22 protein-coding genes are annotated in these 20,097 nt (G+C 31.4%); 17 read left to right on the top strand and 5 right to left on the bottom strand.

What is annotated here, in order from left to right; translation table 11 throughout:
- The first annotated feature begins 158 nt into the window (after window positions 1-158).
- Window positions 159-254, top strand: a complete 96-nt coding sequence (locus D9V42_RS14175; protein ID WP_014287283.1) for a type I toxin-antitoxin system Fst family toxin — start codon at window positions 159-161, stop codon at window positions 252-254.
- 126 nt (window positions 255-380) lie between these two features.
- On the opposite strand, the gene D9V42_RS14170 is transcribed toward D9V42_RS14175, so the two are convergent.
- Both D9V42_RS14170 and aldA read right to left on the bottom strand, forming a co-directional pair.
- Complete coding sequence (locus D9V42_RS14170; RefSeq protein WP_069814788.1) at window positions 381-1,298, bottom strand: AEC family transporter; 918 nt, start codon at window positions 1,296-1,298, stop codon at window positions 381-383.
- Window positions 1,299-1,316: 18 nt separating this feature from the next.
- Window positions 1,317-2,741: an aldehyde dehydrogenase gene (aldA, locus tag D9V42_RS14165; protein WP_107556301.1), complete on the bottom strand. Its 1,425-nt coding sequence runs from the start codon at window positions 2,739-2,741 to the stop codon at window positions 1,317-1,319.
- A 113-nt stretch (window positions 2,742-2,854) separates the two neighbouring features.
- Here aldA and D9V42_RS14160 point away from each other — a divergent pair, with 113 nt between their 5' ends.
- The 4 genes from D9V42_RS14160 (at window position 2,855) to D9V42_RS14145 (ending at window position 5,481) form a co-directional block, all read left to right on the top strand.
- On the top strand, window positions 2,855-3,196 hold the full coding sequence (locus D9V42_RS14160; RefSeq protein ID WP_069792569.1) for a winged helix-turn-helix transcriptional regulator: 342 nt from the start codon (window positions 2,855-2,857) through the stop codon (window positions 3,194-3,196).
- Window positions 3,197-3,199: 3 nt separating this feature from the next.
- Complete coding sequence (locus D9V42_RS14155; RefSeq protein WP_107556302.1) at window positions 3,200-3,595, top strand: winged helix-turn-helix transcriptional regulator; 396 nt, start codon at window positions 3,200-3,202, stop codon at window positions 3,593-3,595.
- Window positions 3,596-3,681: 86 nt separating this feature from the next.
- On the top strand, window positions 3,682-4,194 hold the full coding sequence (locus D9V42_RS14150; protein WP_069792567.1) for a type 1 glutamine amidotransferase domain-containing protein: 513 nt from the start codon (window positions 3,682-3,684) through the stop codon (window positions 4,192-4,194).
- A 249-nt stretch (window positions 4,195-4,443) separates the two neighbouring features.
- Window positions 4,444-5,481, top strand: coding sequence for a 2,3-butanediol dehydrogenase (locus D9V42_RS14145; protein ID WP_107556311.1), 1,038 nt, complete (start codon window positions 4,444-4,446; stop codon window positions 5,479-5,481).
- A gap of 87 nt (window positions 5,482-5,568) precedes the next feature.
- Here the strand turns inward: D9V42_RS14145 and D9V42_RS14140 are convergent, their stop codons facing one another.
- Window positions 5,569-6,120 (bottom strand): recombinase family protein, encoded by a 552-nt coding sequence (locus D9V42_RS14140; RefSeq protein WP_107556310.1) that lies wholly within the window; start codon window positions 6,118-6,120, stop codon window positions 5,569-5,571.
- Window positions 6,121-6,374: 254 nt separating this feature from the next.
- Complete coding sequence (locus D9V42_RS14135) at window positions 6,375-7,718, bottom strand: gluconate:H+ symporter (protein ID WP_107558451.1); 1,344 nt, start codon at window positions 7,716-7,718, stop codon at window positions 6,375-6,377.
- Window positions 7,719-7,969: 251 nt separating this feature from the next.
- On the opposite strand from D9V42_RS14135, the gene D9V42_RS14130 reads away from it, so the two are divergent.
- From D9V42_RS14130 to D9V42_RS14105, 6 genes are all read left to right on the top strand, one after another.
- A complete protein-coding gene (locus D9V42_RS14130; RefSeq protein WP_107377947.1) occupies window positions 7,970-8,809 on the top strand; it encodes a transketolase in 840 nt (279 codons plus the stop codon).
- A complete protein-coding gene (locus tag D9V42_RS14125; RefSeq protein ID WP_107377946.1) occupies window positions 8,806-9,753 on the top strand; it encodes a transketolase family protein in 948 nt (315 codons plus the stop codon). Before D9V42_RS14130 ends, D9V42_RS14125 begins: the two co-directional genes overlap by 4 nt.
- Before the next feature lie 14 nt (window positions 9,754-9,767).
- The gene (locus D9V42_RS14120) at window positions 9,768-10,526 is read left to right on the top strand and encodes an SDR family NAD(P)-dependent oxidoreductase (protein WP_107377945.1); all 759 of its coding nucleotides are present in this window, start codon (window positions 9,768-9,770) and stop codon (window positions 10,524-10,526) included.
- A 102-nt stretch (window positions 10,527-10,628) separates the two neighbouring features.
- The gene (locus D9V42_RS14115; RefSeq protein WP_107377944.1) at window positions 10,629-11,330 is read left to right on the top strand and encodes a FadR/GntR family transcriptional regulator; all 702 of its coding nucleotides are present in this window, start codon (window positions 10,629-10,631) and stop codon (window positions 11,328-11,330) included.
- 32 nt (window positions 11,331-11,362) lie between these two features.
- Complete coding sequence (rpiA, locus tag D9V42_RS14110) at window positions 11,363-12,052, top strand: ribose-5-phosphate isomerase RpiA (RefSeq protein WP_107377943.1); 690 nt, start codon at window positions 11,363-11,365, stop codon at window positions 12,050-12,052.
- 4 nt (window positions 12,053-12,056) lie between these two features.
- Entirely contained in the window at window positions 12,057-12,476 is a 420-nt protein-coding gene (locus D9V42_RS14105; RefSeq protein ID WP_107558449.1) for an organic hydroperoxide resistance protein, read from the top strand.
- 159 nt (window positions 12,477-12,635) lie between these two features.
- On the opposite strand, the gene D9V42_RS14100 is transcribed toward D9V42_RS14105, so the two are convergent.
- A complete protein-coding gene (locus D9V42_RS14100; RefSeq protein WP_119585923.1) occupies window positions 12,636-13,406 on the bottom strand; it encodes a DUF536 domain-containing protein in 771 nt (256 codons plus the stop codon).
- A gap of 445 nt (window positions 13,407-13,851) precedes the next feature.
- Here D9V42_RS14100 and D9V42_RS14095 point away from each other — a divergent pair, with 445 nt between their 5' ends.
- The 6 genes from D9V42_RS14095 to D9V42_RS14075 form a co-directional block, all read left to right on the top strand.
- Window positions 13,852-14,790, top strand: a complete 939-nt coding sequence (locus tag D9V42_RS14095) for a replication initiator protein A (RefSeq protein ID WP_119585921.1) — start codon at window positions 13,852-13,854, stop codon at window positions 14,788-14,790.
- A gap of 111 nt (window positions 14,791-14,901) precedes the next feature.
- A complete protein-coding gene (locus D9V42_RS14090; RefSeq protein WP_233665578.1) occupies window positions 14,902-15,054 on the top strand; it encodes a hypothetical protein in 153 nt (50 codons plus the stop codon).
- 1,196 nt (window positions 15,055-16,250) lie between these two features.
- Window positions 16,251-16,382 (top strand): hypothetical protein, encoded by a 132-nt coding sequence (locus tag D9V42_RS15610; RefSeq protein WP_259339213.1) that lies wholly within the window; start codon window positions 16,251-16,253, stop codon window positions 16,380-16,382.
- A gap of 20 nt (window positions 16,383-16,402) precedes the next feature.
- Entirely contained in the window at window positions 16,403-17,227 is an 825-nt protein-coding gene (locus D9V42_RS14085) for a hypothetical protein (protein ID WP_107556031.1), read from the top strand.
- 954 nt (window positions 17,228-18,181) lie between these two features.
- The gene (gene fabF / locus D9V42_RS14080; RefSeq protein ID WP_107556032.1) at window positions 18,182-19,429 is read left to right on the top strand and encodes a beta-ketoacyl-ACP synthase II; all 1,248 of its coding nucleotides are present in this window, start codon (window positions 18,182-18,184) and stop codon (window positions 19,427-19,429) included.
- Between the two features lie 147 nt (window positions 19,430-19,576).
- Window positions 19,577-20,097, top strand: a 521-nt coding sequence (locus tag D9V42_RS14075; RefSeq protein ID WP_208639085.1) for an alkaline phosphatase, incomplete at its 3' end; no start/stop codon positions are given.

The following is a 20,097-nucleotide window of genomic DNA, read 5'->3' as shown; positions in this document are numbered from 1 at the left end:
ATAATTAGTATAGTCTTATTTAAGTTTTTAAACGATGAATAATCAAACATAATTCGACTTATCGGAAGTAGATATGCTTCAAAAGATACAGATGGTATAATAGTGGAGTCGCCTATCTCTCAGGCGTCAAGTTGACGTAGAGAGGAGGTGCATACGCGATGTCTGAAATCTTTGTAAACATCATGACCACAGCAGCAAGTGGTTGTCTCGTTGCGCTATTTGCGCATTGGCTACGCAAGCGTAATGACGAATAGGCGACTAGCCACACCAAAAAATCCCCTTACTACGGCCATAGTAAGGGGATTTGGTGCATACATGCCTGATAATCTTTGTTAATTGCATTATAACATCATAGTATAGAGGAATGCAAAGTGAGAAATTTACAATGACAATACATACATTAAAATAGGTAATGTTATGATGCATAGTATCGAAGACATAACCACATATTGAGAAGTTTCAGGCCCCTTATCAGAATATATCGTTGCTAAGGATGTATTGGTAGCCCCGGCAGGCATCCCTGCAGAAAGTACCATCACACCTAAAATAACTTTATCTGTTATAAACGTATTTAAAATTACAAATACAAGCCCAGGTATCACGATAAGACGTACAAAACAAAAAATATAGATATTTTTGGAGACCATAAATTTCTTAATATTGATTAACCCAAACAAAGCACCTGTAATAATCATAGATAAAGGAGCAGTCATACTCCCCAATTCATCCAGTGCAGTAGTTAATGTTTTAGGTAATGAAACATCTAATATCAATAGTAAGATGCCTAAAAAAGAAGCTAAAAGTGCAGGGCTTAATAGTGATGGGCCTATAGATTTAAAGTTAACATCATTTTTATATAATCTTATACCTAATGTAAATAAAAATAAATTAGATATTGTATTGTAAATGACAAGTATAAATAAGCCTTTTTCATCATATAGTGTACCTATAATAGGAATTCCTATAAATAGTATATTTGAGTATGTGCAACAACCAATCCATACCTTTTTCAGTGCTAGTTCCATGTGCGTGAAGGAAACAAGCAATTTAGAAAGAAGAAAGGGAAAAGCTACTAAGAATAAGCTGATACAAATGATTATAACAAAGAAATTCAAATTATAAGCAGCTATATTAACGTTAAAGCTAGTTAATATAGCTGCTGGTAATACAATATTAGTTAATAAATTCGATAAACTGCTCATATGTTTTTTATGAATCCAATTTTTTCTGCTACATAGAAAACCAATGACGAGGAATATTAATAGTATTAAACATTGATCTATAACTGTAGTTATCATACTAATGAATCTCCTAACCTACTCATAACGAATATAGGTTACGGTTGTATTTAAATATTCTTCAAAACCATTCACACCATCTGCACCACCAAGTCCTGATTGACGCCATCCTGCATGATAACCAACAATAGCTTCTTCGGCTTCACAGTTAACATAAACTTCGCCGAATTTTAGTCTTTCACTTGCTAACATCGCTTCTTTTAGATTTTCTGTAAAAATATAAGAAGAAAGGCCATAATCAGAATTGTTTGCTTCATCTAATACTTTTTCAAAATTTTCAAAACTTACGATTGGAAGTACAGGGCCAAAAATTTCTTCTTTCATAACTATAGAATCTTTGGAAAGGTTGGTTAAAATTGTTGGTTCGTAGAAAAATCCTTTTCTATCTAAGATATGTCCACCTAATTCTATCGTGGCACCTTCAGCTACTGCAATTTGTACTTTTTCGTTTATTGAGTCTAATTGTTTGTGATTAATAATAGGACCCATTGTCGTATCTTTATCATAGGGATCTCCAGGTTGAACTTTATTCATTTTGTCTTTAACGAGTGTTATAAATTCATCAAAGATATCTTTTGCTACATAGATACGTTCCGGACATGTACATACTTGGCCGCTGTTATTAATTCTTGCTTGTACAATATAACTAGCTGCTTTTTCAATATCGGCATTCTTTGTAACAATCGCAGGCGCTTTACCGCCAAGTTCCAAGTTCACGCCTTTTACATTATTTGCTGCACTTGCCATAACTGATTTACCGGCACCAGTACTACCTGTAATTGAGATGAGGTCAATGTCTTCACTTTGTGATAATAAGTTACCAACTTCTGAACCTGTTCCTGTTATGATTTGGACTAAACCATTTGGAATGTCAGTCTTTTGGATATATTCAGCAATTTTAAACGCGCCAAATGGTGTCTCCTCACTTGGTTTTATAACAATAGAACAACCAGTAACTAAAGCTGGAATAAGTTTTCGCATTAAAACAAAAATAGGCGCATTCCAAGGAATGATACCAGCAGTATTACCTACAGGTTTTTTTGTTAATATTATTGTCTCGTTTTCTACTTCACTTTGTAAAACTTCCCCATTATTTTTTCTAGCTAAACTACACATGTAATTAATATACTCAATAGATTTCTCTATTTCACCTATAGCTGCATATAGTGGTTTACCTTGTTCTTTAACATAAATTCCAGCCAATTCATTTTTATTTTTTTCTAATTGCTCAGCTAAATTTTGAACAATTTTAGCTCTTTTTACAATATTAACCTGTTCCCATTTCAATTGTGCCTCTTTAGCACCATTGATTGCTTTTTTAGTGTCATTTTCATTTGCTAAAGTAACTGTATCGATTATTTCCTCTGTAACTGGGTTAATAACTTCTAATTGATTTGTAGAATTACTTTCTACGAATTGACCATTTATAAATAATTTATTCATATAATGACCTCCTTTTGCTATAATATAATCTTTACGTAACATTAAGTAAATACAGAGTATAAATTGAGATACTGATTAATTTAACAGTATAAATTGTGAAAGGATTGAATAAATTGATAGAATTTAAAAATCAAAGTTTTAATTGCGAAAAAGAACTTGCATTAAATATTATTGGTGGGAAATGGAAACTTATGATTGTATGGGAGTTATTACGAGAAGAACCATTACGCTTAAACCAAATTGAAAAAGCTATTCCAAACGCACATCAACGTGTATTAATCAATCAGCTAAAAGAATTGGAAAAAGATGGACTTATTACACGTACCATTTATCCAGTTATGCCGCCTAAAGTAGATTATAGACTAACTGAATTAGGAAAATCTCTAAAACCATTAGCAGAAGAATTATATAACTGGGGCATTTATTTATATAATCATGGAGAAAAAGAGGGATAAACAATGAGAGATATGAATATAAGAGAGGATGTAAAACAAAGGCTAGAAAATGGAGATTATAGCTGTTCAAAAGAATATACACTTTCAATTATCAGTGGAAAATGGAAAATAGTTATTTTATACCATTTAGGACATGAAGGTGCTTATCATTTCAATGAGTTAATGCGTTTATTACCTAAGATTACACATCGTATATTAACTAAGCAGTTGAGAGAATTGGAGGAAGATGGAGTTATTTATAGGTATAATGAAACAATTAACCACCGCCAATATACCTTTTATGCTTTGACTTCAATAGGTGAAAGCTTAATGTTTATTATCGATGCAATGTATGATTGGGGAGAGCGTCGAATAGAAGAGTTAAAATTAACACCTAAATATAATATTTCAGAAAAATAAGAATAACGCACAAAATTGTGCGTTATTTATTTTATACTCTAGTAACTGTAAAATTATGTATATAAACAAGATAAAGGAGAGATGTTATGGCGAATATAGCTGTATTGGTTACTGATCAATTTGAGGATATTGAATTAACTAGTCCTGAAGAAGCTTTGAAAAATGAAGGGCATACTTTAACAATTATCAGTGAGGATAACAAACAAATTATAACAGGTAAGCATGGTACGGAATATAAAGTTGATCAAAGTATTGAAGACGCGATTCCTTCAGAATTTGATGGCATACTGTTACCTGGAGGATTTTCTCCAGATTTATTACGTTCTGATGAAAAAGGTGAATTCGGTTTATTTACTAAACACTTTTTAGAAGAAGACAAACCTTCTTTTGCTATCTGTCATGGCCCGCAGCTACTAATAGATACTGATTTAATTAAAGGGAAAGAACTTACAAGTTTTATTTCAGTTAGAAAGGATTTAGAAAATGCGGGGGCAAAAATTTTAGAACAGCCAGTAGTGATTGATGGAAATTTAATTACTAGTAGAACGCCAGATGATCTCAATGAGTTTAATAATGCAATTTTAAATTCATTGAAATAGTAATAGTACTTGTTATTCTTAATAATAAGTTTAGGATAGTAGAAGGACTGTTACCAGTGATTGTTTGTAACAATATACACGCATAAGAAAGAAGAATAGTATAAAACCATACATATTTCAAATATATTTAAGTATTCGTGGGATAATAATTTATCCATTATCAGAAAAAACATATCTAAGGTTAGTTTATTTGAAAGTAACTTTTAAAAGGCATACTATTAAATTAACTAAAACAAGGAGGTTTTATCAATGAAAGCAGCAGTTTGGTATGGTCAAAAGGATGTACGAGTTGAAGATCGAAAATCTAAAGAGTTACAAGATAATGAGGTTAAAGTTAAAGTGTCTTGGGCTGGCATTTGTGGCACAGATTTACATGAATACTTAGAAGGTCCTATATTTATTTCAACAGACAAACCAGACCCGTTCCTTGGCCAAAAAGCACCTGTTACATTAGGCCACGAATTTGCAGGCGTAGTAGATGATATTGGCTCTAAGGTTACAAAATTTAATAAAGGCGATCGTGTTGTCATTAATCCTACAGTTTCAAATCGTGAAAAAGAAGAAAATATTGATCTTTATGATGGTTATTCATTTATAGGCTTAGGTTCTGATGGCGGATTTGCAGAATTTACAAACGCCCCAGAAGAGAATGTTTATAAATTACCATATAATGTTTCTGATAAAGAAGGTGCCCTTGTAGAACCGACGGCTGTTGCAGTTCAAGCAATTAAAGAAGGCGAAGTTCTATTTGGCGATACTGTTGCTATTTTTGGTGCAGGGCCAATCGGTTTATTAACAACTATAGCAGCTAAAGCAGCTGGTGCTAGCAAAATATTTGTTTTCGATTTATCGGAAGAGCGACTTAATAAAGCTAAAGCAGTAGGTGCTACTCATACGATAAACTCTGGTGAATCAAACCCAAGTGATATTATTAGTAAATACACTGATAATGGCGTTGATGTAGCATTTGAGGTAGCTGGTGTAGCGCCAACACTTAAATCTGCAATAGATGTTACTAAAGCAAGAGGTATTGTTGTTATAGTTTCTATATTCGGCCATCCTATTGAATGGAATCCAATGCAATTAACGAATACAGGTGTAAAACTTACTTCGACGATTGCTTATACACCTACTACATTTCAACAAACAATAGACTTAATTAACGAAGGTAATTTAAAAGTAAAAGACGTCGTTACTGATGAAATTGAGTTAAATGATATTGTAGAGTCAGGATTTGAACAACTTGTAAACGATAAATCACAAGCAAAAATTCTCGTTAAATTATAATATAGGTTATAAAAACTAATGAAAGGAGAGTCTTCAAATTAGAGATTCTCCTTTCATTAGTTTTCTTCCTGTGATTATTTGTTTTTACTACTTCATTTTTATTATTCTATATACAGTAGAACGACTCACTCCTGTTTGTTTAGCAATTTCTTCACCCGTAAGTTTTTGCTCATCGTATAAGAATTTAATCTCTCTTTTCTTATAATCTGGTAATGAAGGTCTTCCACCTTTTCGCCCTCTTGCTCTTGCTGCTTCTAAGCCTTTTTTAGTTCGTTCACTTAATAAGTTAGCTTCAAGTTCAGCGAATGCACTCATCATTGTAAAGAACATTTTGCCCATCGCATCTTTCGTTGATACATTCATATCAATAATATGTAAATCAATACCGTTTTCATCCAACCATTGCGATAGCTCAATTAACTGTTTTGTTGTACGTCCAAGACGATCTAGTTTATAGATAACTAGGATATCTCCTTCACGTAAATAATCTAAACACTTATCAAGTTCCGTTCGTTTAGTTTTACGACCACTCGCTTTCTCGCTAAAGATACGTTCACAACCATAGTCCTCAAGTGTGTCAATCTGTCCATTAAGACTTTGATCTTGCGTTGATACACGTGCATAACCAATTTTAGCCATTTGAATACCACCTCTTTTAATCGTTTTATGGGTACTTATTAATGAAATCTAATTCTCGATGCAAATAAACACGTCTGTCAGCGTATGAAAACTCATGTTTTTTGAAATTTATGATACATTGATTATAACACAGGTTTAGAAACTAAAATATGTAAGAAAAACCTCTCAATTTTATATTAAGAGGTTTTGTGCCAAAAACGATGGTTTATAATACTTTATGCACTCGTGTAAAAATGAATATAGATACAATATTTTCACATAAATATATCCAATATTAATATAAATCCTAACCCTACAAAGGAAATAATCGTTGAAATAACAGTATATGTAGCAAAGGTCTCTTTTATCGTCATCCCCATGTACTCTTTAATCATCCAGAACATAGCATCATTTACATGAGAAAGAATACAACTTCCAGCCCCAGTAGCTAGTGTAACAAGCGCTAAATTTACATCAGGTGTTTGACTTAATATAGGTATAACTAAACCTGCTGTTGATAATGTAGCTACTGTTCCTGAACCTAAAGAAACACGTAAGAGAGCAGCAATAATCCAAGCCAATATTATAGGATTTATTGTAGAGTCTTCAAAAATTTTAGCAATATAATCTCCTACGCCACCATCTAATAAAACTTGTTTGATAGCACCTCCTCCGCCAATAACTAGAAATAGAAAGCCTAAAGTGTTAATACCAGAAGTACATACGTTCATTAACTCAGAAACAGCAATCTTTCTTTTTATACCCATAGTATAAATAGCTAATAACAACGAAATTAAAATAGCTACTGAAGCATTACTAATAAAACTTATAAATTCAAAAAAAATATTATGGTTAATCCCAATAAAATCTTTAATAGCTAAAATAATAGCTCCTAAAGCCATTAAAATAACAGGGAAAAGTGCCGTTAACAAACTTGAAATAAAGCTTGGTATATTTTCAGGAATTGAATTATCTTCAAGTTGATAAATATTTCGCGGCTTATTTAATAATAACGGGTTTATCTTTTGTAATAATTTAAGATAAAACACTCCCCCTATAATCACGGTGGGGATTGAAACAATTATACCAATAAGTAAAACTTGTCCAACATTAGCCCCGTATTCAAGCGTCACAGCTGTAACACCAGGATGTGGAGGTAAAAATGAGTGCGTAACAAGTAAAGTTGCGGCCATTGGAAAGCCTAGTTTTAGCACAGACATGTTAATTTCTCGTGCGATTGTAAAAATAATAGGTATTAATAATATAAACGCTACTTCATAAAATAACGTAATCCCTACTATGAAAGAAGCTACAATAACAGCCCACTGGATTTTTTTAACCCCGAATTTATCAATTAATGTGACTGCTATTTGATGTGATCCTCCTGCATGTGACAATAATTTACCTAGCATAGCGCCTAAACCAAAAATTAGACCTATATGACCTAACGTATCACCTAATCCTTTTTCAATAGAATCAGCAATTTTATCAGGAGGGATTTGAAGAGATAAAGCAAGGAAAAAAGCAACAATAATTAATGCTATAAACGTGTTAATCTTAAATTTCATTATTAAAATTAAAAGAATTAAAATACCTATACTTGTAATAATTAATGGCATAAACAAACTCCTTACATATATTTGATAACGCTTACAAAATGCAGTAAATAAAACCAATGCCTAAATAAAATAAGCATCGGTTTTTGTAAGCTTGTATACTAAGTATATAAGGAGTATATATTTATGCCTATTTTCTGTCAATAGAGACCTATTTGAAATTATGGCTAGACAATGAAAACGTTTTATTGTAATCTTGTGTCATAAGATACTTAGTATACAAGTTCGAATATTTTTCTGGGAAAGGTGATAGAATGACTAATTTAAATGTTGAAAAACTTAAAAAAACTGCAAATGAATTAAGAAAAACAGTTTTAACAATGGTTCATGACGCTCAATCTGGACATCCAGGAGGATCTTTATCAGCCGCAGATTTCATGAGCGCTTTATATTTTGGTGAAATGAATATAGACCCAAATAATCCAGATTGGGAAGATAGAGATCGTTTTGTATTATCTAAGGGCCATGTTGCCCCTATACAATACTCAGCTTTAGCAACTTTAGGATTTGTTCCTTTTGATACAATTCATACTTTGAGAGAATACAAATCACCTTTTCAAGGGCATCCCGATTCCAAAAAATGCCCTGGTATAGATATATCTACAGGTTCTCTAGGTCAAGGATTGTCTTGCGCTGTAGGCATGGCATTAGCTGGAAAAATGAATGACAAAGGTTATAGAGTTTTTGCGGTTCTAGGAGATGGAGAATGCCAAGAAGGACAAATATGGGAAGCAACACAATCTGCTGTTAAGTATCAACTAAATAACTTGATTGTTTTTGTTGATGATAATGGACTGCAAATTGACGGACCTACAGATGAAATTATGCCTAATGGTGATTTAGAAGAGAAATTTAAAACATGGGGATTCTATACAAAACGTATCAACGGTAATGATATGGAAGAAGTAATAGACGCTTTAGATGAAATAAGAGAATTAAATGATAATAAGCCTAAATGTATCGTTTGTAATACGACAAAAGGCCAAGGTGTTTCATTTATGGAAAACAGCGTGTCTTGGCATGGTAAAGCCCCTAATGAAGAAGAATATAATAAAGCGATAGACGAATTGGAGAAGGCAGGTGCTGTAATATGAGTTTAATTAAGGAACAAAAAGCTAAGGCAACTAGAGTAGCATTTGGAGATGAAATATTAGAACTAGGTAAAGAAAATCAAGACATAGTAGTAGTTGATGCAGATATAGGAGGTTCATGTAAAACAGGAAAATTTATGAGTGAATTACCTAATCAACATATTAACGTAGGTATTGCAGAACAAAATGCCGCTGGCATAGCAGCTGGACTCTCAACCACTGGAAAAGTACCTTTCGTAAGTACTTATGCTGTTTTTGGATCGCTTAGAATGGGAGAACAAGTAAGACAAGAAATTTGTTATCCTAACTTAAATGTTAAAATTGCTTGTTCTCACGGTGGATTAACACCTGCAACAGATGGCGGAAGTCATCAAGCTATCGAAGATATGGGGGTTTTGCGCACATTTCCTAATATGAAAGTTATTATGGGAGCAGACTATCATTCAACAAGAAAATTAATTAGAGAAGCTTCTAAAATTTATGGTCCTGTATATTTAAGATTCACACGTGGAGAAATACCAATTATTTATGATGAGAATGAAACATTTGAAATTGGTAAAGCAAAACATTTAAAAAACGGTAAAGACATCGCAATCATAGCTAATGGAGATACTTTAAACATTGCAATAAAAGCAGCAGAAAAATTAGAAGAATTGGATATCTCAGTTAAATTACTGGACATGCATACAATCAAACCAATTGATAGAGAAGCCATATTAGAATGTATAAACATCGGGAAAATTATAACAGTAGAAGATCATAATATTATCAATGGTTTAGGAAGTGCTGTCAGTGAAATTGTTGCTGAAGAAGGTAATGGCAAAGTTAGAAGAATAGGTGTACAAGATCAATTTGGGCAATCTGCACCCTATGAAAAGTTATTAGAGATTAACGGAATTACTAAAGAAAATATTATAGATACTGCTAAAAATTTAATGAAGAAGTAAAAGGAGACAATAAAATGTTTAGATTAGACGATCAGGTAGCAATTATTACAGGAAGTGGATCACCAAAAGGTATAGGTAAAGAAATCGCATTAACATTCGCTAAACAGGGTGCAAAATTAGTTATTGCCGATTTAAATAAAGAGGGAGTAGACGAAGTAGTTAATGAAATTGAGAACCAAGGCGGCGTGGCATTTGGTATTGAATTAGATGTTACTAATAAAGTATCTGTAGATAATATGATAGAAAGCGTTATGGATCATTATGGAAAAATAGATATATTAGTTAATAATGCAGGTATATCTCAAAAAGTCACAGTAGAAGATATGACTTTAACAGATATGCAAAAGATTTTCACGGTAAATATGTTTGGATTATTTTTAACAACTCAAGCTGTACTAAAGCCGATGAAATCACAAAATTACGGCCGTATTGTTAGTTTATCCTCTGTTTCTGGAAAACGAGGTGGCGGTGTTTTTGGTGGAGCGCACTATTCTGCATCTAAAGCAGCCGTATTAGGTTTTTCAAAAAATCTTGCGCGTGAAGTTTCTAGCCATGGAATTACTGTAAATTGTGTTGCTCCGGGACTAGTTAATACTGATATTTGGAAATCTTTACCAGAAGACGAAGCAAAAAAAGTGATTGCTACTATTCCAAGTGGTAGACCAGGTGAAACACAAGAGATTGCTACAACAATTGCATTTTTATCTTCCAAAGAAGCATCTTATATCACTGGTGAAGATATAGATATTAATGGCGGATCACATATGGACTAGTCTAATAATACTTGATGCTGAAAATACATACTAAGTATGTTAGATAATAAGATACATGATAAAATAATAATTACCAAAATATAATAGAAAGAAGTGTTATTTATGGCTTTTAATCGTGTATCTAGTAATAAATTATACATCCAAATTTACGAACAAATCCTTCATGAAATAGAAATAGGAACGTTTAAAGTAGGAGATAAGCTCCCTTCTGAAAAATTTTTATGTGAACAATTTGGCGTAAGTAGAGCGCCAGTAAGACAAGCAATCAGTGCTTTAGAATTAAATGGTTTTGTTTTATCTAAACAAGGTGAAGGTGCATATGTCCAAAAACCAAAGCTTACGACAACTGAAGATGATTCATCTAATGTTTTAAATAGTATTTCACCAGAAGAAATAATTGAATCAAGAATGGAAATTGAACCTATTATATCCAGATATGCAGCGCAAAGAGCAACTAATGCGGATATAGAGCATTTGAATAAAATAATAACTAAAATGGAAGAGGAAACAATTAGCGGTATATATAATCCTCTCACTGATGACGAATTTCATCAAACTATAGCCAAGTCAACCAAAAACGAATTATTAATCAAATTTATGAATGACATTAGTGAGGCAATGGAACATCAAAAAATGTGGAAATTCTTAAGAGATAGAACAGTTACACGTTCTGATTATAGACAAATAAATTTTGAGGAACATAAACAAATTATTAAAGCAATTGAAGTTCATAATGAACTTGAAGCTTACGAGCTTATGAAAATGCACATGAACAATTTATTTGAAAGATATTGGAAAAAATAAATTGTTTGAGCTTTATACATGGAGATGGTCTATTGAATAATAATGAATTAAAAAGAAGAGTTGCTAAAGAGGCAATTATGGAAATTGATAGCGGTATGACTATAGGGCTAGGTTCAGGATCTACCATGAAATATGTCTTAGAATATTTAAGTTCTGAAATTAAAAATGGGCTTGATATTACAGGTATACCTACTTCTATACAAACTGCCCAATTAGCTCACAAATTAGGCATACCACTTACATCATTTAGTAAAACAACTCATATAGATATAGCTATAGATGGTGCCGATGAAGTTGATGCTAACTTTAATTTGATTAAAGGAGGTGGCGGAGCCTTAATTCGAGAGAAGATTATAGGTGATGCAGCTAATAATTTTATTATCGTAATTGATAAAACGAAACTCGTAGAACAATTGGGGATTTTCCCATTACCTATCGAAGTAATACCTTTTGGATGGGAAATTACTTCTAAACGTATACAAAGCTTAGGTGCTTCATGTAGATTACGTCAAATTAATAATAAACCTTATGTTACAGATAACGGAAACTATATTCTTGATTGTAATTTTGGTTTTATAAATAATCCACTATATTTAACAAAATCTATAAATTCAATAGTGGGTGTTATAGATTCAGGACTATTTGTTAATATGGCAGATAAAGTTTTCGTAAGTGATGAAAATACTGTTAAAACAATATTTAATAGTAATAAAAGGAGGTGATATTATGTCAATTCAATATAAAACAAGTGCTACAAATAAAGGTGGACGAAATGGCCATGTTAAAACAGACGATGAAACGCTGAATTTAACCGTAGTTCCACCAGACAAAACAAATACTGATAATGGGACTAATCCTGAACAATTATTTGCAGCAGGTTATGCTTCATGTTTTAATGGCGCTTTTGACTTAATTTTAAAACAAAATAAAATCAAAAATGCTAATCCGGAAGTGACATTAACTGTACGTTTAGTTGATGATCCTGAAGCTGAAAGCCCTAAATTAGAAGTGGATATAGCAGCTAAAGTAAGTAATCTATCTCAAGAAGAAGCAGAAAGACATCTAAAACATGCACATGATTTCTGTCCTTATTCAAAAGCTACACGAAATAACATAGATGTAAATTTAAAAGTTATAACAGAATAATTAAACCATTAATTGCTACTTGTAGATAAAATTATCTACAAAACCTCGACCTCTTACCAAAGGTCGGGGTTTTAATTTACATAATCGATGATTATCAGAAGTTCTCACTATATAAAAGGCACTAAAAGGTTATAACCTTTTAGTGCCTAATTAATTATATTAGCTACCAAACAAACGACTCCAAAACCCCTTTTTAGATGGTTCTGCTTCCTTATCCTCAGGCCCACTCTCTATTTCTTCAGATGGTTTATCATCTTTCGCTAATACTTCTTCATTTGTACTGTCATCCTTTTTCTCTTCGGTTATATCCTTATGTTTTACTTCTGTTTCTGTTGGTTGACTTTTCTTTTGTTGTTGGTTGATATTTTGAGATTCTTCAGTAAAAGTTGCTTCTTGCGGTTTAACGTTTTGTCTATCATTAGTCACTGTATCAAAAGAATAATTAAGCTGTCTTTCTTCTTCTAATTGTTTTTCTAGTTTTTGAATCTTTTTATTACTTTCTAAAGCTAATATTTGTTGATTCTCCAACAGTTTATTTAATGTATTAACATTGCTATTTTGTTGATCTAGTTGTTTAGTTAGATTCTCAATATATTTTTCATCATTTTTAGCTCTAGTTTCAAAGATTTCTATTTGCTTTTCTAATTCATTTGCTTTTGCTTTTAATGTCTCAGAACTATTTGAATTATTATATATATGCTTTTCAACTTCTGCAGTATTTTCATCAAACATTTCTTTTTTTACTGATTCTTTATTTTGCGTTGTTCTTTCTTTCTTAGTGATTTTTTCTATAATTTTCAAACAATCATTATCATTAATATAATTAATTCCATTTTCTTTTTCAAAAGATATATTTAAGCTTTTAGCATTATTAACAATAGTTTGTTTAGTTACATCCAATTCATCAGCAACCATTTTAATAGTTTTCATAACATCCACCCTTAGGCACCTAATTTAGTACCTAAATTTTACCACCTAGCAAATATTTTTTCATCTTTTACCGCCTAATTTTACCACCTATTTCACTACCTAAGCGCCTAATTAGCTACCTATTGGATATTTTTGGTGCCTAATTAGGCACCAAAATAATAAATAATACTATTTTGAGGTTATAATGTGCTTTTAACTACACTTAAAACGCTTTATATACGACCATAAAAGTGTTAATATTACTTTATGAATATTAAAAGAGTCGATGCTATTGGCGTAGCATCGACTCTCGGTAATAAAACGATTCGCATTCGTTTGTTTATATATTTTTTTGATACTTGTATTATATATATCTAATCATCTAAGTGCAAGCACAAAACATATAACTTACGTAAAAATTGTTTTATTACCTCAATCCAAAAAAAGTGGAAATGAGGTTTTTATTATGCCCAATTTTGAGAAATACAATTTATCACAAGTAAAAACTGAAAGGTTTTATCAACTGCCTAAATATTTATTTGAAGATATATATTTTAAGAAAATGTCAGCAGAAGCCAAAATTATGTATGCGTTATTAAAAGATCGTTTTGAATTATCCATCCAAAATGAATGGGTAGATAAAAATAATAACATTTACTTTATTTTCAGTAATAAACATTTGTGCGAATACTTAGGTTATGCAGAACAAAAAATCATAAAATTGAAAAAAGAGTTAGTAAGTTTTAATTTACTAACTCAAGAACGTGTTGGCCTTAATAAACCCAATAGATTGTATCTATTAAAACCCAATTATGATGTTGAAGGCAGTCGTACCAAGGAACTTCCAAATTCACAGTTCCAGAACAATGAATTTGGAAGTTCTAGAACTATGAATTTAAGTGGTCAAGAACTTCCAAATTCACAGTCTAATGATACTGACTTAAGTAATACTGATTATATAGAGACTGAGAATAATGATACGTATGATATGAATGATACATATAACAATCAAACAAACCATAATCATTCGGATCATACAAATCACCAACAATCCGAATTTAATAATGATGCACTTAAATTCCAAGTACTCGAAGAATTGCCACAACAAATCAAAGACTATTTAAGTAAATTTGAAATTAGAGAGATACGTATTATTAAAAGTGTGTTACTCAAAGGCAAAAAGTCATTTAATAATGCGCATGATACATATTATCGTTTAGAAGACGTGGAATTTGAACTTGTCAGTGTCTTAAAACGTTTTAAAGCGATGTTGCTACAAAAGAATGAAACCGTTGATGCGATGCAAGGCTATCTTATGCAGTCAATTAAAGCTGAGTTAGAAGAAATACATGCCCTTCATATGCGTAGGCAAAATATGAGTCAACATAATATTTTCAATCAATAACGTAACAACAGAGCATATTTAAGCACAAATGCGTGTTTAGCAACGGAACTATTATTGGCCATTATCGTAGGATTATTACTGAGGTTGTACTTTCATAAAAGGAAAACGCCTATGACAGTTAACAGTTGGTTTAAAGGACTATTTGTTATGCTTATTTTTGTCATTATAGTAAGTGGATTTTCACGCATTGATGATATCAAACAAGGCGAAAAAGAAGAATTTCATGACATGGATATCTATAATATTGCGTCAAAATCTAAGTAAAAATAATATATAGTTTGCGAAAACGTATAGACTTAAAATCCATTTTGAAAGAATTGAAACGATTATGGGGCAATTTGATGAACAACAAAGAAAAACATGCGGAAGAAGATAAAAGAGAATTTGTTTTGACATCTATACATTAAATATTGAGTTTGATACTTCGGTTTCTAAAAAATTAGTACCCGTTTTAATCTAAAAGTTACTGGTGAAATTAAAGTATACTTATCTGGCGTATATTTGCGTTTTAAGAGTTTATGTAAGTGTTTAGGTAGAAAACTATATGTAACGGGCCTTAATCTTTAAAATGCCCCCTTAAAATTCAAAATAAAGGTATTTAATAAGTCGAGTGATAAAGTTTGCTAAAAAGATAATATATTGTGTTTTGGTTTTTGATAATGTCGTAACATAGTACAACATAATATGTTACGACATTATCAAGTAGCATTTCATTGCTAAGTTTAAATATTGGCCTTGGAAGATTAATGTAATACTTCGAATTTTATAAAATAATATTGTGAGTGAAAAATGATCTACATGTATTATAAATTAATACAGTAGGTCATTTTTTATTGGAAGTTTATTAGTAGTATTTGTAATGATAAAAAACGAAGCCTAATATACGTTTTAAGAAAGGGAGTTATTTAAACTTTTAGAACATTGAAAATGCATTTATGTGGCTAAGAATTCAACTAGAGGAGTCTCGAAAAGGAGTCCCAGACAACAGGATAAGGGTGAACAATGCCATCACGATGGCACCCAGCATAGCTGGGGTTCAAAATGAATATCTCATTTATTATAAATGCTTTTATAGGAGTACTTTCAGCAATTTTATATATTTATAAAATCTGACTTAAGTATAATATTACATGGCATCTTGATGAGAAATCAATAATTCTTCTACCCCTTGTGGCGCAAAGGATAGAAGAATGGGGAGTCTAAGGACTCCTTATAGACTCCCGAAAGGAGTCCTTAGATCATTGTTTATAATCAATGATTTTCTCATATAAGGCATGAGTAATTGCTTAGTTGTTTATGATAAAGTGTTTACTAAGAAATTACTCAGTATAAGAATGTATTTTTTGATAAGTAATTACTAATTTTGAAGAGTGGCGAAAAGGGTGAACAAGAATCAAAAAACTAAAACAATAAATATTAATTTAACTGAAGAAGAGTAATATTCTGAAGTTGCTAAATACATGGACACGTTTAAACGTTTTTTACAGTATGTAAATGATGATGCTGGATATATTAATTTAAATGGATATAAAAGAGATGAGCAATTAAAAGGAGAGATTAGAGATGCTATTATTAATCTCTCAAATAAATAAAAATAAAGGACTTTGAAAAAATGAATATTAAAGAGCAACTAGAAATCAGTAAGATTATTTTACAAACCATTAGTATAGGTATTCCATTATTGGTTGTTATACTTAGCCAATTTAAAGGAAGAGAAATGGTGATGAATCAAAATAAAGAAAAATGGACACGTGTATTTAATAATATCTTTCGATTTATACTCGCTGTTTTATTGATAGATTTATTTATATTATTAGGGCTTAGCGATTTGTTTATAAACACTAAAACAGAAGATTTAATTAAATACAAAAGTGAAATATATCAATTGATTTTATTATTAACAATTTTTTCTATGGTGTATGCTTTTTTCTTAATGCCTCTTTGGACAAAAAACAAGAGGTATTATGAGGTAGAATTAGAACATACAAAAGGAGAAAAAGTATTATATGTAGTATTGAACCGAATTAAATCAAAAGATGAAGATGCGTTAATATATAAAGATAACGAAAAAGAATATGAAGAAGATGTGGATTTAATTAAACAAAGAGAAGGACGAGTCACATTTATTCCAAAAGTCAAATCAATATTTAACATCAATCGAGCAACTATAGAAGAAACTAAGGTATTCCCTATATGGTTTCGATGGTTGTTGTTTTTAATTATAGTAATAGTTTCTATGTTTGGGGTATGGGGCTGTTTTGAAATGGTAGTGGATATTTGGACTGTTAATTTAGGAGAAACAGTAGTACTGTTTAGGGTAGTTATGTCTATGTTTCCGATAACTATTTTAGTTTATTTTGTAGTCATAATAATATTTTTATATCAATCTTGGTTTGGAAAAAATAGATTATTATATGAAAAAAAGAAAAAAAGTTGAAGTTAAATTAGCAACCGAGTAACATTTGAAGAATTTTTAGTAGCGAGTTTTAAATGGAATTGTAGTTACCTCTTTTATTGCTAGAAAGGTGTAGCATGTCTGATTATGAAATGCTTATGATGGTTTTGACGAGCATTGGTTTAGTATTAATTAGCAATAACCAAAAAAATAACCTTCCAACTTTGACAGGTTCGAAAAGGTTATTTTTGTCTTTTTAACAGCCTCATTAGGGCAACATGTTAGCGCATGTTGTCCTTTTATATATATTTATTATACTAGCATGATATTATACGAATACCAAATATGATATATGTGTATACATTATACATATATAACTTCCACATGTATAACTTCCATATGTATAGTGTATACACAGAAAGAAAAGTAGAAATTGTATTATTTCAATCTAAGTAAATACACCCATTTAAGATTTGAATGACATAATTTAACTTATCAGAAGTGGATATATTAGTGGTTAATATGGAGAGATTCATTTAATCATGATGGTAAAAGATATATATATAAGAGAAAAGTGAAAAGATATAGTAGAGCTGGACTAGTTTTAATTATTTATAAAAAAAGACATTTAAATTAATGAATGTCTGATACTTCTAGTAGCATTGTAACTTCCTAACCATAGGGGGTTTTAGTGTGTCAAAGTTTATTACAGAACACATACATAAGCGTATACAGAGATTATTAGCAACACAACCTTATTAGAATATTTAGTTCGATTTTCTACATAATGTACTTTTTAGTTAATATAAAAATTTTAAACAGGGTATGTATTTATATGATATAAAATATTTAAATATATTTTTATCAAATATTTATGAAAAACTTATAGATCTGTATTTCACTTAGTCTTAACGTATTATGTTAGAGGATTATTTATAATGAAAGTTGTTTTAATATTAATTTGCATATTTTAAAAATTCGTAAGGAGGATTTTTTATGAACGGAAATCAGCGTGTGGTAGTTACAGGTGTTGGGGCCCTTACGCCTCTAGGTAATGATGCTAAGACCACTTGGATAAATACATTAAATGGAGTTAATGGTATCGATAAAATAACCCGATTTAATACTCAACCGTATAATGTACACTTAGCCGGTGAATTGAAAGAATTTAATATACATGATTACATATCTAAGAAAGAATCTAGGCGTATGGACCGTTTTACACAATATGCAGTGGTAGCAGCTCGAGAAGCTGTTAAAGATTCTAATTTAAATATTAACGAGCATAATGCAAAAAATATAGGCGTATGGATTGGTTCAGGTATGGGTGGTGTAGAAACTTTAGAGAAAACTCATAGTACTTTAAAATATAAAGGTGCAAAACGTGTGAGTCCTTTTTGTATACCTATGCTTATACCTGATATGGCGACTGGCCAAGTTTCAATTGATTTAGGTGTTAAAGGACCAAACGGTGCTACTGTAACTGCATGTGCTACAGGTACAAACTCCATCGGTGAAGCATTTAGGATTATTCAACGTGGGGATGCTGACGCTATGGTTACTGGTGGGACAGAAGCGCCAATTACCGAAATTGGTATTGCTGGTTTTAGTGCAAGTCATGCTTTATCCATAAATAATGATGCTGAAACTGCATGCCGCCCTTTTCAGAAGGAAAGAGATGGTTTTGTTATAGGAGAAGGAGCAGGTATTTTAGTTATTGAATCTCTAAAGTCAGCACAATCAAGAAACGCTAAAATTTATGCGGAAGTCGTTGGTTATGGGTCAACAGGGGATAGCTATCACATTACAGCTCCAGCTATTGAAGGAGAAGGAGGTGCTCGTGCAATACAAGCAGCAATAGAAGATGCACAAATAGAAGCTAAAGATATTCAATACTTAAATGCTCACGGTACAAGTACTCCATTGGGAGATTTTACAGAGGTACAAGCTATAAAAAAAGTTTTCGGTGAAGCCTTTAAATCTTTAAAAGTAAGCTCTACTAAGTCGATGATGGGGCATTCATTTGGTGCTACTGGAGCTATTGAGGCAATATTTTCTATTTTATCTATTAGAGATAGTAAGATTCCTCCAACTATCAATGCTACAAAACCTGATTTAGATTGCGATATTAACTTGGTTGCTAATGAATATGAGAATTTAAATGTTACGTATGCTATGAGTAACAGTCTTGGTTTTGGCGGACATAATGCTGTCCTGTTGTTTAAAAAATATAATGAAAAATAGTAAAAGAAATTTTGTTTATAAGTTCTATTTTCTTTAAACCCTTTCAGTTAATTAACTGGAAGGGTTTTTTACATTTTCTTAAAATAAACATCCTATTTACATACAGATGATAAGTTTAATAAATCACATTTTTAAGGAGTAAAATACATGTTAAATATCAAAAAGACTTTAGTAGCTTCGTTAGTAATTTCAACAGCTTTGACTAGTAATACATATACTGGAGAGTCGGGAAAAGATAAAGATAAGCCAAAGAACGTCATTGTTTTAGTAGGTGATGGTATGGGTCCCGAATTTAATAGTGCTTATCGTCATTATAAGGACAATCCAGAAACATCAAAAATTGAAAGAACAGCATTTGATAGTAATTTGTTAGGTCAAATGTCAACAGATCCTGAGAATACAGAAGAGGAGAATATTACTGATTCTGCTGCAGCTGGAACTGCTATGGCAACTGGAGAAAAGACATATAATGGTGCTGTGTCAGTTGATAATAATAAAAAAGAATTAGAATCTGTGTTAGAGTATGCTAAAAAAAATGAAAAATCAACAGGTCTCGTTGTTACTTCAGACCTTACAGATGCTACCCCAGCGGCTTTTGGAGCACATGAAACAAATAGAGATAATAAAAATGAAATCGCTAAAGATTATTATAATGAAAAAATCAATGG

Source organism: Staphylococcus pseudoxylosus (assembly GCF_003697915.1).
Taxonomy (GTDB): Bacteria; Bacillota; Bacilli; order Staphylococcales; family Staphylococcaceae; genus Staphylococcus; species Staphylococcus pseudoxylosus.
This window is presented reverse-complemented; position numbering and strand designations above follow the sequence as displayed.